This is a genomic window from Streptomyces sp. AV19 (assembly GCF_015999245.1).
Taxonomy (GTDB): Bacteria; Actinomycetota; Actinomycetes; order Streptomycetales; family Streptomycetaceae; genus Streptomyces.
The window spans coordinates 618,486-634,444 of the sequence record NZ_JAEAMR010000007.1; the positions used below are offsets into that span (position 1 = coordinate 618,486).

Annotated in this window: 10 protein-coding genes and 2 pseudogenes; 6 read left to right on the forward strand and 6 right to left on the reverse strand. The window is 73.0% G+C overall.

Annotated elements, in window-relative coordinates; all coding sequences use genetic code 11:
- Positions 1–180: 180 nt before the first annotated feature.
- Complete coding sequence (fahA, locus tag I5Q34_RS12420) at positions 181–1,365, reverse strand: fumarylacetoacetase (RefSeq protein ID WP_199892251.1); 1,185 nt, start codon at positions 1,363–1,365, stop codon at positions 181–183.
- Positions 1,366–1,601: 236 nt separating this feature from the next.
- Between fahA and I5Q34_RS12425 the strand changes: the two genes are divergently transcribed.
- The 6 genes from I5Q34_RS12425 to I5Q34_RS12450 all read left to right on the forward strand — a co-directional run bounded on the left by I5Q34_RS12425 (position 1,602) and on the right by I5Q34_RS12450 (position 8,754).
- The gene (locus I5Q34_RS12425; RefSeq protein ID WP_199892252.1) at positions 1,602–2,867 is read left to right on the forward strand and encodes an ATP-grasp domain-containing protein; all 1,266 of its coding nucleotides are present in this window, start codon (positions 1,602–1,604) and stop codon (positions 2,865–2,867) included.
- 128 nt (positions 2,868–2,995) lie between these two features.
- Positions 2,996–4,195 carry an NAD(P)-binding domain-containing protein gene (locus I5Q34_RS12430; protein WP_199892253.1) on the forward strand — a complete coding sequence of 400 codons (1,200 nt, stop codon included), beginning with the start codon at positions 2,996–2,998 and terminating at the stop codon, positions 4,193–4,195.
- 209 nt (positions 4,196–4,404) lie between these two features.
- Positions 4,405–5,415, forward strand: coding sequence for a polyprenyl synthetase family protein (locus I5Q34_RS12435; RefSeq protein ID WP_199892254.1), 1,011 nt, complete (start codon positions 4,405–4,407; stop codon positions 5,413–5,415).
- A gap of 250 nt (positions 5,416–5,665) precedes the next feature.
- Positions 5,666–6,928, forward strand: coding sequence for a sigma-E factor regulatory protein RseB domain-containing protein (locus I5Q34_RS12440; protein WP_199892255.1), 1,263 nt, complete (start codon positions 5,666–5,668; stop codon positions 6,926–6,928).
- 10 nt (positions 6,929–6,938) lie between these two features.
- A complete protein-coding gene (locus I5Q34_RS12445; protein WP_199892256.1) occupies positions 6,939–7,889 on the forward strand; it encodes an ABC transporter ATP-binding protein in 951 nt (316 codons plus the stop codon).
- Positions 7,876–8,754: an ABC transporter permease gene (locus I5Q34_RS12450; RefSeq protein ID WP_199892257.1), complete on the forward strand. Its 879-nt coding sequence runs from the start codon at positions 7,876–7,878 to the stop codon at positions 8,752–8,754. Before I5Q34_RS12445 ends, I5Q34_RS12450 begins: the two co-directional genes overlap by 14 nt.
- A 402-nt stretch (positions 8,755–9,156) precedes the next feature.
- Here I5Q34_RS12450 and I5Q34_RS12455 read toward each other — a convergent pair whose 3' ends face one another.
- From I5Q34_RS12455 to I5Q34_RS12475, 5 genes and pseudogenes are all read right to left on the reverse strand, one after another.
- Positions 9,157–10,509, reverse strand: a complete 1,353-nt coding sequence (locus I5Q34_RS12455; RefSeq protein WP_199892258.1) for a M20/M25/M40 family metallo-hydrolase — start codon at positions 10,507–10,509, stop codon at positions 9,157–9,159.
- A gap of 59 nt (positions 10,510–10,568) precedes the next feature.
- Positions 10,569–11,555, reverse strand: coding sequence for an EamA family transporter RarD (gene rarD / locus I5Q34_RS12460; RefSeq protein WP_199892259.1), 987 nt, complete (start codon positions 11,553–11,555; stop codon positions 10,569–10,571).
- Positions 11,556–11,640: 85 nt separating this feature from the next.
- Positions 11,641–13,662 (reverse strand): APC family permease, encoded by a 2,022-nt coding sequence (locus I5Q34_RS12465; protein ID WP_374193003.1) that lies wholly within the window; start codon positions 13,660–13,662, stop codon positions 11,641–11,643.
- 529 nt (positions 13,663–14,191) lie between these two features.
- A pseudogene (locus tag I5Q34_RS12470) lies at positions 14,192–14,512 on the reverse strand (2-oxoacid:ferredoxin oxidoreductase subunit beta); the annotation flags it as partial.
- Positions 14,499–15,959 (reverse strand): annotated as a pseudogene (locus tag I5Q34_RS12475) (2-oxoacid:acceptor oxidoreductase subunit alpha); the annotation flags it as partial. The pseudogenes I5Q34_RS12470 and I5Q34_RS12475, both read right to left, overlap by 14 nt.

A 15,959-nucleotide genomic window follows, 5' to 3' on the forward strand; every position in this document is an offset into this window, starting at 1 on the left:
GGGGGGGGCCCCCCCCCCCCCCCCCCCCCCCGGCGGGGGGGGGGGGCCCCCCCCCCCCCCGGGGGGGGGGGGGCGCGCCCCCCCCCCCCCCCCCGGCCGGGCTTTTGAGGACACCGCCCGAAGGGCGGTTCGCGCGGAGCGCGCGAGAAACGGTGAAAGGGCGGGGCTGGGGCGAACTCCCTACGCGATCGCCGGGCGCACGCGGCCCGCGACCTCGCCGAGGCCGATCCGGGTCCCGCCCGGGCCCGGTGCCCACGCCGTGATGACGACCTCGTCGCCGTCCGCCAGCCAAGGCCCCTTCCCGGCCGTCAGCTCCAGCAGGCAGCCCAGCTGGTCCGGCTCCGGGCCACTGACCGTCCCCGAGGCGAAGAAGTCGCCCGTCCTCAACGAGGCGCCGTTGACCGTCATATGGGTGAGCTGTTGCGCCGCCGTCCAGTACATGGACGAGAACGGCGGCCGTGAGACGACCTCGCCGTTGACGCGGACCTCCAGGCGGAGGTCGAGACCGCCCGGCTCGGGCGCGGCCGAGTCGTCGAGGTAGGGCAGCAGCGGATACGTCCGCGCCGGCGGCGCCGTGCGCGCCGCGTCGAGCGCCTCGAGCGGCGTGATCCACGCGGAGACCGACGTCGCGAAGGACTTGCCCAGGAAGGGGCCGAGCGGGACGTACTCCCACGCCTGGATGTCGCGCGCGGACCAGTCGTTGACGAGGCAGACGCCGAACACGTGGTCGCGGAAGGACTCGAGGGGGACCGGGCCCGCCGCGGGCGTGCCGACGACGAAGCCGACCTCCGCCTCGATGTCGAGGCGTTGCGACGGCCCGAAGGACGGCGCCGCGTCGGAGGGCGCCTTGCGCTGCCCCCGGGGCCGCACGACGTCCGTGCCGGAGACCACGACCGTCCCGGCGCGCCCGTGGTAACCGATGGGCAGGTGCTTCCAGTTGGGGGTCAGCGGCTCGCCGTCCGGCCGGAAGATCCGGCCCACGTTGGTCGCGTGGTGCTCGCTCGCGTAGAAGTCGACGTAGTCCGCGACCTCGAACGGGAGGTGGAGCGTCACTTCGTCCAGCGGATGGGCGTACCCGCCCGGCAGCACGCCCGCGTCGAGCCGGCCGCGGATCTCGGCGCGGACGGCCTCCCAGACCGGGCGGCCCGCGGCCATCAGCGGGTTGAGGACCGGCTGGTCCAGCAGATCGGCGTACGCGGACCCGTGTTCGGCCGCGGCCGCCGCCACGTCGAGGACGAACGCGCCGTGGCGCACGCCGATCCGGGGGTGGTCGGGGGCGCCGGGGGTGGTGAAGACGCCGTAGGGGAGCGCGTCCGGCCCGAAGGGGTCGCCCTCGGGGATCGCGTCGGGGCTGTGCTGGGGCATGGGTGTCGCGGCCTCGCCTTCTCCGCTCGGAGACTCGGAACTGGTCACACAGTACGTGTTGACGGCCGACGGGCAAGAGATGTTCGAGCGGCGTTCCCACCAGCGTTCCAACCGCGGGAAAAGGTAGGGCAATGTCCGGTAACTCCTTGCTGGAGCCCTCGATTCCGAAGTAGCGTCCTAAGTCGGGTCACACACAGTGGGGGGCCGCTGAGGCGGGGTGGCCGAGGGGGGAGCTGGTGGCGAGCAGGAGCGCGTCCGTAACGGCGGACCGGTCAGTGCCCGGATTGATCGTGAAATTCGGCAACTATCCCCTGCACCACGGCGGCGTCGGCGCCATCCGGAGTCTCGGCAGACTCGGCGTGCCCATGTACGCCATCACCGAGGACCGCTGGACGCCGGCCGCCGCCTCGCGCTATCTGACCGCCGGTTTCGTCTGGCCGACGACCGGCACGGAGCGGGCCGAGGAGCTGGTGGCGGGGCTGTTGCGGATCGGCGAGAGGATCGGCCGGCCGGCCGTTCTGCTGCCCACGGACGAGGAGGCGGCCGTGCTCGTCGCCGAGCACGCCGACGTGCTGGCGGGTCCCTTCCTTTTCCCGCCCGTGGAGCGGGAGTTGCCCAGGAGACTCGCGAGCAAGCAGGGGCTCCACGAGCTCTGTGTGGAGCACGGGGTGCCGGCGCCGGCCACCCTGTTCCCCGCCTCGTACGAGGAGATCGAGAAGTTCGCGGGAACGGCGGCGTTCCCGCTGGTGGCGAAGAACCGCGAGGCGTTCGAGCGCCGCCGCCGCCCCGCGGTGTCCGGCACCACCCGCATCGCCGACGCGCGCCAACTGCTGGAGCTGGCGCGGGACTGGGGCCCGTGCCCGGGAGTGATCCTCCAGGAGTACCTGCCCCGCGAGGAGGCCGAGGACTGGATCGTCCACGCCTACTTCGACGCGGACAGCGCGCCGCAGGCCCTGTTCACCGGGGTGAAGGTGCGCTCCTGGCCGCCGCACGCGGGTATGACGGCCAACGCCTACATCGTCGACAATCCCGAACTGGCGGCCATGGCGGCCCAGTTCATCAAGGAGATCGGCTTCAGCGGGATCATCGACCTGGACTGGCGGTTCGACCGGCGCGACGGACGGTACAAGCTGCTGGACTTCAACCCCCGGATGGGCGCCCAGTTCCGCATGTTCGAGAACGAGGCCGGCATCGACGTCGTCCGGGCGCAGCACCTGGACCTCACCGGCCGCCGGGTGCCCGAGGGCGAACAGCTGACCGGGCGCCGGTTCGTCGTGGAGAACATCGACCTGCCCGCCCTCGCCGCGTACCGGCGCAGCGGCTACACCACCCCGCACGCCCCCGCCCGGGCGGCCGGCACCGAGCTGGCCTGGGCCGCCCGTGACGACATAAAACCCTTCTTCACCATGTGCGCCCGGCTCGTCCGGCCGGGCGTGCGGCACCTGTGGCAGATGTGGCGCTCCCGGCGCCGCTCCGCCGCGGCGGCCGCCGGCGCCGAGTAGTCCCGGTGGCCGGGGGCCGGGCCGCCCGCGGGGTGCCCGCGGGCCCGTCCGGACGGCTCAGGCCCCCGCACTCCACGTGACGCAGCAGACCGGCCAGGCGGGCCGGGCAACGCCCTGGGAGGGGACACGTGACACTTCCGGTAGCAGTGATCGGGGCCGGGCCGTACGGCCTGTCGACGGCGGCCCATCTGAAGGCGCGCGGCGTTCCGACCCGTGTCTTCGGCTCGCCGATGGTGAGCTGGCGCGAGCAGATGCCCGCGGGGATGCTGCTCAAGTCCACCCCGGTGGCCTCGAACATCGACGCGCCCCAGCCGGGGCACACCCTGCTCGACTACTGCGTGGACACGGGGGAGCGGCGGTACGAGTCGGACTGGGACGTCATCCCGGTCGGGACGTTCGCGGGCTACGGGCTGTGGTTCCAGCGGCGGCTGGTGCCCCACCTCGAACAGGTGCGGGTGAAGTCCGTCGAGCGGCGGCCGGGCCGGCCCGGCTTCGAGCTGAAGCTGGACTCCGGCGAGCAGTTCGCCGCCCGCGCGGTGGTCGTGGCCACCGGGCTGAGCGGGCTGGCCCGGGTGCCCGCCGAGCTGACCGCGGCGGTGCCGGACGGGCCGGTGGCCGGCGGGCCGTTCTCGCACAGCTCGCACCACCACGACCTGTCCGGCTTCGCCGGGCGCGACGTGGTCGTCGTCGGCGCCGGGCAGTCGGCGCTGGAGAGCGCCGTGCTGCTGGCCGAGGCGGGCGCCGCGTCGGTGCGGGTGGTCGCGCGGCGGCGGGGCGCGGTGCGGTTCGGGGCCGCGCCGGACGGGCAATCGCCGCTCAAACCGGACACGCCGTTCGGCCGGGCCTGGTCGCTGTACGCCTTCTCGTACCACGCGGACGGCTTCCGCCGACTGCCCCCGCAGCTGCGGGAGTACCTGGTGCGCCGGGTGCTCGGGCCGCTCGGCGCCTGGTGGCTGCGCGAGCGCTTCGTGGGCCGGGTGCGCGTCACCGAGGGCAAGCGGATCGTCCGGGCGCGGGTCGCCGAGGGCCGCCCGGTGCTGACCCTGGCCGATGCCGGGGGCGAGACCGAGCTCACCGCCGACCACGTCATCGCGGCGACCGGCTACCGGGTGGATGTGGCCGCGCTCGACTTCCTCGGCGACAGCGTGCGCGCCCGGCTCGCCACCGGGGCCGGCGGCCCGCGGCTGGGGGCGGGCTACCGCTCCTCGGTGCCCGGGCTGTTCTTCACCGGCCTGCCGGCGGCGGCGAGCTTCGGCCCGGTGATGCGGTTCGTGTGCGGCACGGAGTACGCCTCGCCGCGGCTGGCGCGGGCCGTGGCGGCGGTCTGAGGGGGGTGCGGCCGTCCGGTGTGCCCCGGTCTCTCCCCTGCCGGGGGAGGGCCCGGGGCACACGCGGAGGTCCCGGGGAGGGTCGGTGACGGGTCGTCGTTCGGGCAGGCGGCCACGATGATCCAGAACCGACCGGATACGCTGACTTTTGGTGAGGACAGCGACACATCGACAATCCCCGTGATCGCAGGCAGACAGGAGTACCCCTCGTGACCGTCGTCGGGCCCTTCGGGCTGAGCGTGCGGGACCAGGCTCTTGAAGCCGACGTCCAGGCAGGGTTGGCCGCTGTCGAGGAAGGCCTTCTGGAGGCCACCAAGAGCGGTGTGCCCTTCATCACCGAGGCCGCGCAGCACCTCGTCCGCGCCGGGGGCAAGCGGTTCAGGCCGCTGCTGGTGACGCTCGCCGCCCAGTTCGGCGACCCGTACGCGCCCGGGGTGGTGCCCTCGGCCGTGGTCGTCGAGCTCACCCACCTGGCCACGCTCTACCACGACGACGTCATGGACGAGGCGGACATCCGCCGGGGCGCGGCCAGCGCCAACGCCCGCTGGGGCAACTCCGTGGCCGTCCTCACCGGCGACTTCCTCTTCTCCCGGGCCTCGCAGATCCTCGCCGACCTCGGGCCGGAGGCCGTCCGCATCCAGGCCGAGGCGTTCGAGCGCCTGGTCACCGGCCAGATCCTGGAGACGGCGGGCCCGCGCGACGGGCGCGACCCCGTCGAGCACTACCTGGACGTCATCGCCGGCAAGACCGGCTCGCTGATCGCCGTCGCCGGCCGCTACGGCGCGATGATGTCCGGCGCGGACGAGCGCGTCGTCGAGATCCTCACCCATTACGGTGAGCGGCTCGGCACCGCCTTCCAGCTCGCGGATGACGTCCTGGACATCGCCAGCGACTCCCACGAGTCCGGCAAGACCCCGGGCACCGACCTGCGCGAGGGCGTCCCCACGCTGCCGGTGCTCCACCTGCGCGCGAGCGCCGCGGCGACCGGCGCGCCGGAGGACGTCGAGCTGTGCGAGCTGCTCGAGGGCGACCTCTCCGACGACGGCCGGCTCGCCGAGGTGCTCCGCCGGCTGCGCGTCCACCCGGCCCTGGAGCGCGCCCGCCGGGACACCGTCCGCTACGCGCAGGAGGCCCGCGCGACGCTGGCGCCGCTGCCCGGCTGCCCGGCCAAGGCCGCGCTGGAGGAGCTCTGCGACGCGGTCTGCCACCGGGCCGGCTGACGTCCCGTCGGCCATGGGGGTCGGCCATGGGGAGGGTCTCCCCCTAGGGGCCGTCATACCGCAGAGGTAGGGGGAGTTGATCCCCCTGGCTGATGACCCGGGCGCCGCGGCTTGGTGGAATGGGAAAGGTCGTGCCGGGAGGCGATCCCGCCCCCTCCGGTGCCCCCGCCGCGCGGTCGGGCCACAATGAGCCCAGGTGTGGGCGAGTGCACGACGTGAACAGACCGCCGCAGACGACGGAGGTAAGCACATGGCACGGATCCAGCCGGCACCGGACGCCCCGGGCCCCGGGACGTCCGGAGACAACGGCCCCTCGGGCCCTGGCCGCCGCAAGGCCGTCCGCTACGCGGTGCCCGTCGCGGTGGCGGGCGTCGCCGCGGCGACCATCGGCATCGGCTCGGCCCTGGCGAGCTCGGGCGACCCCGATCTGCCGAAGATCAGCGCGCAGGACCTGATAGCCAAGGTCGCCGCGTCGGACACGCAGCAGCTGTCCGGCTCGGTGCGGATCACCACGGACCTCGGGCTGCCGTCCCTGCCCTCGGGCATGTCGCTGGGCGGTGACGCCAAGGGCGGCGAGGGCGGCGCCTCGCCGCAGGACAAGCTCACCCAGCTCGCGTCCGGCACGCACACCCTGCGCGTCGCCGCGGACGGCCCGGAGCGCCAGCGCGTGTCGATCGTCGAGCGCGCCGCGGAGTACAGCGTGGTCCGCGACGGCGACCAGGTCTGGGCGTACGACAGCGGGAGCAACACGGCGTACCACTCGAAGGCGCCGAAGCAGCAGAAGCACCAGAAGCACCAGAAGAAGTCCGGTCTGGAGAGCGCCTCTCCGCAGGAGCTCGCCAAGTCGGTCCTGGAGGCCGCCGGTTCGAGCACCGACGTGGCCGTGGACGGCACGGCGAAGGTCGCCGGGCGGGACGCCTACCAGCTCACCCTGAAGCCCAAGCAGGGCGACACCACGGTGGGCGCCGTGCGCATCGCGGTGGACGCGAAGAACGGCGTGCCGCTGAAGTTCACGCTCGCCCCGAAGGGCGGGGGCAAGGCCGTGGTGGACGTGGCCTTCACCAAGGTCTCCTTCGACAAGCCGTCGGCCTCCACCTTCTCCTTCACCCCGCCGAAGGGCGCCAAGGTCACGGAGCACCGGGAGGGCGCCGCGGAGGAGCGCGGCAAGGGCCGGCTGCCGGTCGCCCCGCCCGGCACCGGCGTCAACTCCGCGCCGAAGGTGATCGGTTCGGGCTGGTCCTCGATCGCCGAGTTCTCCGGCGGCGGCAAGGGCAAGCTGCCCGGCGCGAAGGGCGACGGAGCGAAGGGCGACAACGTGAAGGGTGACAAGAGCCCGGCCGACGCCGCGTCCCTGCTGGACAGCTTCGGCAGCAAGGTCTCGGGCGACTTCGGCTCCGGCCGCATCGTCAGCACCCGCCTGGTCAACGCCCTGCTGACCGACGACGGCAAGGTCTACGTCGGCGCCGTCACCAAGGACGCGCTGGTGAAGGCCGCCGACGCGGCCGCACACTAGGCGCGGGCACATGGACGAGGGGGCCGGGTTGGTCATCGAGACGCGGGGGCTCACCAAGCGCTACCGCGGGGGCCAGCTCGCGGTGGCGGGGCTCGACCTCGTGGTGCCGCGCGGCAGCGTCTTCGGCTTCCTCGGCCCCAACGGGTCGGGCAAGACCACCACGATCCGGATGCTCATGGGGCTGATCGAGCCGACCTCCGGGCTCGCCCGGGTGCTCGGCGAGCCGATGCCGGCCGCCGGGTCCCGGGTGCTGCCCCGGGTGGGGGCCCTCATCGAGGGCCCCGCGCTCTACGGCTTCCTCTCCGGCCGCGACAACCTGATGCGCTACGACGCGGCCGACCCCACCGCCGACCCGCGCACCCGGGCCGCCCGGGTGGCCGCCGCGCTGGAGCGGGTGGGCCTGGCGAGCGCCGCCGGCAAGAAGGCCCGCGCGTACTCGCTGGGCATGAAGCAGCGCCTCGGCCTCGCCGCGGCCCTGCTCCAGCCGCGCGAGCTGCTCGTCCTGGACGAGCCGACCAACGGGCTGGACCCGCAGGGCATGCGCGAGATCCGCACCCTGGTGCGCTCGCTGGCCTCGGAGGGGACCACGGTCTTCCTCTCCTCCCACCTCCTCGACGAGATCGAGCAGGTCTGCACCCACGTGGCGGTGATGTCCCGGGGCCGGCTGCTCACCCAGGGCACCGTCGGCGAGCTGGCCGCCTCCACCCGCGGCCGGCTGGCCGTCACCACCCCCGACACGGCGGACGCGGTCCGCGTCCTCAAGGAGCACGGTGTGAACGATCTGGTGGTCGCTGACGACCGCGTCACCGGCGAACCCGCCCAGGACCAGGCCGATGTCGCGGACCTCAACGCCGCCCTCGTCCGGGCGGGCGTGCGCGTCCGCGCCTTCGGGACGGAACGCGCCTCGCTGGAGGACGCGTTCGTCGCGCTCACCGGGGAGGGCTTCGATGTCGCAGGCTGAGACGGTGCGCCGGCCGGCGCCGGTGGCGTGGCGGCTGTCGCTCTTCCGCAGCGAGGTCGTCACCGTGTTCCGGCGCTGGCGCACGCTGGTGCTGCTCGGCGTCCTCGCGGCCGTGCCGGTGCTGGTCGGCGTCGCGGTGAGGATCGAGACGGGCGGGAGCGGGGACGGCTCGTTCGGCGAACACGGCGGCGACGGCCCGGCGTTCGTCAGCCAGGTCACCAACAACGGGCTCTTCCTCGTCTTCGCCTCCCTCGCGGCGACCCTGCCCTTCTTCCTCCCCATGGCGATCGGGGTGATCGCCGGTGACTCGATCGCGGGTGAGGCGGCGTCCGGCACGCTGCGCTACCTGCTCGTCGCCCCGGCGGGGCGGACGCGGCTGCTGCTGGCGAAGTTCGCCACGACGATGGTGTTCTGCGTGGTGGCGACGCTGGTCGTGGCGGTGTCGGCGTTGCTGGTCGGGGCGTTGCTCTTCCCGCTCGGCGAGGTGACGCTGATCAGCGGCACGACCGTGTCGTTCGGGGAGGGGCTGGTACGCGCCCTCGCCATCGCGGGTGTCGTCGCGGCGTCGCTGGTGGGGGTCGCGGCGGTGGGGCTGTTCGTCTCGACGCTCACGGGGAGCGGGATCGCGGCGATGGCGACGACGGTGGGTCTGCTGATCACGGTGCAGATCCTCGACCAGTTTCCGCAACTACACGCGGTGCAGCCGTATTTGTTCCCGCATTATTGGTTGAGCTTCGCGGATCTGTTGCGGGATCCGGTGTACTGGGATCAGTTGTGGCGGAACCTGGCGCTTCAGGGGTTGTACGCGGCGGTGTTCGGGTCGGCGGCGTGGGCGAGGTTCACGTCGCGGGATGTGACGGCGTAGGGGTGCCCCAGTCCCGCCCTTTCACCGTTTCTTCGGGGCTGCGCCCCGGGCCCGTAACGCGGCTGCGCCGCGTTGGCCGGGGGCTTCGCCCCCTGGGCCCCTGGAACCGCGCTGCGCGCGGTGGCCGGGGGCTGCACCCTGAGGCCGCGCTCCGCGCGGTGAGGCGGGGGCTCCGCCCCCTGCACCCCCGAAGCGGCGGAGCCCCGGCGGGGCGCAGGGGCGGAGCCCCGCCCACCGCGCGAAGCGCGGTTTCGGGGGTGCAGGGGGCGAAGCCCCCGCTCACACCGCGCGGAGCGCGGGCCCGGCGCGCCCCGCGCCACACGGGGGTTCCGAAGGGGCGCAGCCCCTGCGGAAACGGTGAAAGGGCGGGGCCGGGGCACACCCAACCCCGCCCCCCGGCCGCTAGAACGTCAGCTTCCAGCCCGCCACCGTCCCGGAATCCTGCGCCGCCACGTCCTGGACGCGCAGCTTCCAGACGCCGTTCGCCGTCTCCGCGGACGCGTCGACCGTGTACGTGGTCACGACATCGGCCGCCGAGTCGTTGCCGTCCGACGGCTTCACGCGGTACGCCCGCCCGCTCGGGCCGACCAGGTCGATCACCAGGTCACCGCGGTAGGTGTGCTTGATGTCGACCCCGGCCTTCAGGGCGGAGGGCGCGCGGCCGGTCAGCCCGCTCACCGTGATCGGCGACTCCACCGCCGCCCCCGCATCGGGGATCGCCACGGCCGCCTTGCTCTCGAAGCTCGTCCCGCCCGGCGGCGTCGTCGACGAGCCGCCGCTCAGGTTCCACACCGCGCCCGCGATCGCCGAGCTGTTCGTGCCCAGCGCCTTGTCGTCGATGTTCGAAGTCGTGTCGCAGGAGCGGTGGTAGCAGCTGTCGAAGGCCCGGCCGGCCGTGCCGCCCCACTTCTGGGCCTGGGCGCTGGTCTTGGTGTAGTCGGCGCCGCTGAAGAGCCCGCCGACGCGTATGCCCGCGTTCTTGAAGGGGGCGTGGTCGGAGCGGCCGTCGCCCTCGGTCTCGATCTCGGTGGCGATGCCCTTGGCCGCGTACCAGTCCTTGAAGACCTTCTCGACCGCCGGGTCGTCGTCGTAGACGAAGTAGCCGGGGTTCGGCGAGCCGATCATGTCGAAGTTCAGGTATGCGTCGATCTTCGAACGCTCGCCGGAGGGAAGCTGGTTGACGTAGTACGAGGAGCCGCGCATGCCCAGCTCCTCGGCTCCCCACCAGGCGAAGCGCAGGTGCTTGTCGGGCTTGTAGCCCTCCCGTGCGACGGCGAGCGCGACTTCGAGGATGCCGGCGGAGCCGGACCCGTTGTCGTTGATGCCGGGCCCGGCGCTGACGGAGTCCAGGTGCGAGCCGGAGAAGACGACGTGGTTCGCGTCGCCGCCGGGCCAGTCGGCCACGAGGTTGTAGCCGGTGGCGCCGCCGGTGGTGAACTGCTGGACGCTGGTGGTGTAACCGGCCGCGTCCAGCTTGGACTTCACGTAGTCGAGGGACGCCTTGTAGCCGCTGCGCCCGTGCGCCCGGTTGCCGCCGTTGGCGGTGGCTATGGACTGCAACTGGTTGAGATGGGCCTTGACGTTGGCCGCGGGTATCTCGGGGGCGCCGGCGGCCGTCCGCGCCGTGGTGGACGGCGCCGCCGTCACGGGGGCCGATGCGAGACCGAGGAGGACGGCGGTGGCCACTGCCGCACCGGCGGCCACTCGGCGTCTTCGGGGGACGATGGGCAGGGTGGGTCCGTTGAGAACGAACATGGGGGGCTCCCAACTCCTTTTGACGTGCCCATGATGTTCAACGGACCCTTGAAGACACGTCAAGAGCGGGTTTCGGACACCGTGCTCCGGTTACCGGATATCGGGCGCTCGGCGACCGCCTTGTCCCGTGCCGCGGCCAGCTCCGCCCGCGACGCCCGCGCCGTCCGCATCGCGTCCCACGTCAGCACCGCCAGCGCCAGCCACACCAGGGCGAAGCCGGCCCACCGCTCGGTGGGCATCGACTCGTGGAAGACCGCGAGGCCCAGCGCGAACTGGAAGATCGGCGCGAGGTACTGGAGCATCCCCAGCACCGACAGCGGCAGCCGCACGGCCGCCATGCCGAAGGAGACCAGCGGCAGCGCGGTGATCGCGCCGGAGGCCACCAGCAGCAGCATGTGCCCCGTGCCCGCGCTCGTGAAGGTGCTCGTGCCGCCACCGCCGCCGAGGAACAGCAGGAAGCCCAGCGCCGGCAGGAACTGCACGGCCGTCTCGGCGGCCATCGACTCCAGCCCGCCCAGGCCCACCTGCTTCTTGATCAGGCTGTACGTGCCGAAGGACGCCGAGATCCCCAGGGCGATCCACGGCAGCTTCCCGTAGCCGGCCGCGAGCACGACCACCGCCGCCGCGCCGATGCCGACCGCCGCCCACTGGGCCGGCCGCAGCCGCTCGCGCAGGACGACGACGCCGAGCGCGATGACGACGAGCGGGTTGATGAAGTAGCCGAGCGAGGTCTCGACGACATGGCCGCTGTTCACGGCCCAGATGTAGATGCCCCAGTTGACCGAGATGGCGGCCGCGCCCAGCGCGATCATCCCGAGCCGCTTCGGCTGCCTCAGCAGCGGGGGTATCCAGGCCCAGCGCCGGGTCACGGCGAGCACGGCGACGACCGTGAGCAGCGACCACACCATCCGGTGGGCGAGGATCTCGAACGCCCCGGAGGGCTCCAACAGCGGCCAGTACAGGGGGAAGAGCCCCCAGATCGCATAGGCGACGACGCCGTACAGGAACCCCGCACGTGTCTCGTCCTGCTCTGTGTCCGGCTTCACGGATCCCTCCCGGTGGTGGTGCGACGGCAACCCGGCGAAGGTAACGCCGCCCCGGGGGGCGTGTCATGTCCGTATCGGATGACGGTCATGACGCGCCGGTATCCGGGGTGCCGGACCCCTCCCGCGGGGTGCCGGACCCCTCCCGCCGCACCGCGCGCATCCGTTCCACGGCCCCCGTGACGTCGAACGGGAGGATCGTCACCGCCACGTTGGGCAGGTGCTCCAGCGCCCGGGCGATCAGGTCGCCGGTGTCGCGGTGGAGCAGCCGGCCGAGCGGGTTGGAGTGGGTGCGCCGGGGGATCAGCAGCGTCAGCTCCGTCGCCGGATCGGCCGTCGTCCGGGACGCGAGCTGGATGACGGCGTGCCGCAGCCGCCGGTCCGGGCAGTCCACCAGCTCCAGCGGGACGTCCGTGCCGGGTGTGGCGTCCCACCGGGCCACCAGCCGGCGCGCCCGCTCCTCGTCGATCACGAAGTGCAGCGCCCGCACCTCGTCCGGCCGCAGTTCGTGCGCGTAGCGCAGCGCCTTGACGGTGGCCAGGTCGAGCGCGTCGACGAGGACGTACACCAGGTGGCGGCGCCAGTGCGGCCGGTCGGTGGTGAACGCCGGGACGTCCTCCAGGGCCGCGGCCTCCTGCCGGTACTGGCGGTTGATGCGGATCAGCGCCCAGACGCCGAGCGGGAAGACCACCACGACCAGCCACGCGCCCTCGGTGAACTTCGTGACCGCGAAGATCAGCACGACCAGGGCGGAGACCACGGCGGCGGCCGCGTTCACGGCGATCTTCAGCCGGCGGCGCGGCTCGCGTCGCCGCCAGTGGTGGGCGGTCATCCCGGCCCCGGCCATGGTGAAGCCGGTGAAGACGCCGATGGCGTAGAGGGCGACGAGCTTGTCCACGTTGCCGCCGGTCACGAAGAGCAGCGCCAGCGAGATGATGGTGAGGCAGATGATGCCGTTGGAGAAGGCGAGGCGATGGCCGCGCCGGGTCAGCTGGCGGGGCAGGAAGCGGTCCTCGGCGACGAAGCTGGCGAGGAACGGGAAGCCGGTGAAGGGCGTGTTGGCACCGGTGTAGAGGATGAGCGCGGTGGCGAGCTGGACGTAGACCAGCCCGGCCGTGCCCGGCCAGCCGTCGCCGAAGACGAGGTGGGCCTCCTGGGAGAGGACGGTCGGGTTGCCGTCCAGGTACGGGATGGCGTGGGTGAAGTGGGCGAGCACGGAGACGCCGAGCACCATCACACCCAGGATCAGGCTCATGGTGGTGAGCGTGCGGCGGGCGTTGCGCCCCTGCGGGCTGCGGAAGGTGGAGACGCCGTTGGAGATCGCCTCCAGGCCGGTGAGCGAGGAGCCGCCGTTGGCGAAGGAGCGCAGCACCATGAACAGCGAGGCGCCGTAGAGCCAGCCGTGTCCGGGGGAGCCGAGCGGATAGGCGCCCCGGGCGTGGACGTCGGCGTGCGGGAGGCCGCCGTTGAGGCCGCGCACCAGCCCGATGACCAGGATCAGCGCGATGGCCAGCATGAAGAGGTAGGCGGGCGCGGCGAAGGCCCGGCCCGCCTCCCGGATGCCGCGCAGGTTCCCGTACGTCAGGACCACGACCACCCCCGCCGTGACGGGCAGCTTGAGGTGGTCGATCCCGTAGTACCCCTCGCCGACCAGGTGCGCGAGGGAGATCAGCGCGTCGGTGCCGGCGGCGGACTGGACGGCGACGGTGACGATGTAGTCGATCAGCAGCGCGACGGAGGCGACCTGGGCGACGCGGGGGCCGAAGTTCTCGCGGGCCACGACGTAGGAGCCGCCGGCGCGGGTGTAGACGGAGACGACGTCCCGGTAGGAGAGCGTCACGAGGACGAGGACGAGGAGGATGGCGCAGGCGACCAGGGGCGCCAGGTCGAAGGCGGCGATGCCGACGACGGGCACCAGGATGATCAGCATTTCCTCCGGGCCGTAGGCGGTGGAGGAGATGCAGTCGGAGGCGAGCACGCCGAGGGCCATCGGGTTGGACAGCTTCTCGCGGGCGAGCTGCCGGGTGACGAGGGGCGGTCCGAGGAGGCCGCGCTTGACGCGGTAGAGGAGGCGTTCGCGGACGAGGGGTTCGGCGGGGGCGGCGGCCATGACCATATGAGAGCGGGTGCCTCCCTTGCGGCCCGGCAGACGCCTCCGGGCGGGCACCCGTTCGGTGGGATGTGCCCCCGACCCTCCCCCAGAGGGGGCGCCCCCATTTCACCGTTTCCCCGGGGCAGGCCCCGGCCCCGTAACGCGGCTTCGCCGCGTTGACCGGGGGCTTCGCCCCTGCGCCCTTGGAACCGCGCTTCGCGCGGTGGGCGGGGGCTTCGCCCCCTGCGCCCCGAAGCGCCCTTCGGGCGCCGCCCTCAAGCTCCCCGGAGGGGCAACCCCCGGACGGGCTGGATTTCGCGCCCGCACCGGATATCGCCCGCACCGGATATCCAGCCCGGGAGCGCGCTTCAGCCCGTCCGGCGTTTGAGGACGAGCGGCGGAGCCGCGATACGGGGTCCGGGGCGGAGCCCCGGTGGGGTGCAGGGGCGAAGCCCCGCTCACCGCGCCGCAGAGCCGCACCCCGGACCGCCCCCCCCGGGCGGAGCCCGGAGGAAACGGTGAAAGGGCGGGGCGGGGAGGGGAAAAGCTACCCCACCACCGTCCACGTGTCGTTGCCCGCCAGCAGCGCCCCCAGGTCCCCCTTCCCCTTCTGCTCCACCGCCGCCTCCAGCTGGTCCGACATCAGCGCGTCGTACACCGGGCGCTCCACGCTCCGCAGGACGCCGATCGGCGTGCGGTGCAGCGTCTGCGGGTCGGCCAGGCGCGACAGGGCGAAGGCCGTCGTGGGGGACGCCGCGTGCGCGTCGTGGACGAGGACGCGCGACTCGTTCTCCTCGGTCACCTCCACGACCTCCAGGTCACCGGTGGCCGGGTCGCGCACGACGCCCTTCGAGCCCTCCGCGCCGAAGGCGGCGTACGGCGGCGGTGACGGGCCCGTAGGTCGAGCCCCAGCCCAGGACGAGGGTGCGGGCCTGGCCGCTCGGGTCGTCCACCTCGGTGTCCGGGACGGCGATGTTGTCGGTCTTGGCCTGCCGGGTGCGGACCATGAAGTCGTGGTTGGCCGGGTCGTAGGAGATGTTGCCCGTGCCGTCCTGCTTCTCGATGCCGCCGATGCGGTGCTCCAGGCCGGGTGTGCCGGGGACGGCCCAGGGCCGGGCCAGCGTCTCGGGGTCGCGCTTGTAGGGCCAGAAGACCTCGGTGCCGTCGGCCAGTTCGTGGTTGGGTGTGGTGGCGAACTGGACGCGCAGGTCGGGGAGTTCGTCCGGCTCGGGGATGCGCCAGGGTTCGGAGCCGTTGGCGAGGTAGCCGTCGGAGAGCAGGAAGACGGGTGTCCGGTAGGTGAGCGCGATGCGTGCCGCGTCGATCGCGGCGGTGAAGCAGTCGGCGGGTGTCTTCGGGGCCACGACCGGTACCGGGGCCTCGCCGTTGCGCCCGTACATGGCCTGCAGCAGGTCGGCCTGTTCGGTCTTGGTGGGCAGGCCGGTGGAGGGGCCGCCGCGCTGGATGTCCACGACGAGCAGCGGCAGTTCGAGGGAGACCGCGAGTCCGATCGTCTCGGACTTCAGGGCCACGCCGGGGCCGGAGGTGGTGGTGACCGCGAGCGCGCCGCCGAAGGCCGCGCCGAGGGCCGCGCCGATGCCGGCGATCTCGTCCTCCGCCTGGAAGGTGCGTACGCCGAAGTTCTTGTGCTTCGACAGCTCGTGGAGGATGTCGGAGGCCGGGGTGATCGGGTACGAGCCGAGGTAGAGCGGCAGGTCGGCCTGGCGGGCGGCGGCGATCAGGCCGTACGCCAGGGCGAGGTTGCCGGAGATGCTGCGGTAACTCCCGGGCGGGAACGCGGCGGTGGCGGGGGCGACCTCGTAGGAGACCGCGAAGTCCTCGGTGGTCTCGCCGAAGTTCCAGCCGGCCCGGAAGGCGGCCACGTTGGCCTCGGCGATCTGCGGCTTCTTCGCGAACTTCTTCCGCAGGAACGCCTCGGTGTTCCCGGTCGGCCGGTGGTACATCCACGACAGCAGCCCGAGGGCGAACATGTTCTTGCTGCGCTCGGCCTCCTTGCGGGGGAGTCCGAACTCCTTGAGCGCCTCGACCGTCAGCGTGGTGAGCGGCACCGGGTGGACGTTGTACGCGTCCAGCGAGCCGTCCTCCAGCGGGCTGGTGTCGTAGCCGACCTTGGCCATCGGCCGTTTGGTGAACTCGTCGGTGTTGACGATGATCTCCGCGCCGCGCGGCACGTCCGGCAGGTTGGCCCTGAGCGCGGCCGGGTTCATCGCGACCAGGACGTTCGGCGCGTCGCCCGGCGTGAGGATGTCATGGTCGGCGAAGTGCAGCTGGAACGACGAGACACCGGGCAGCGT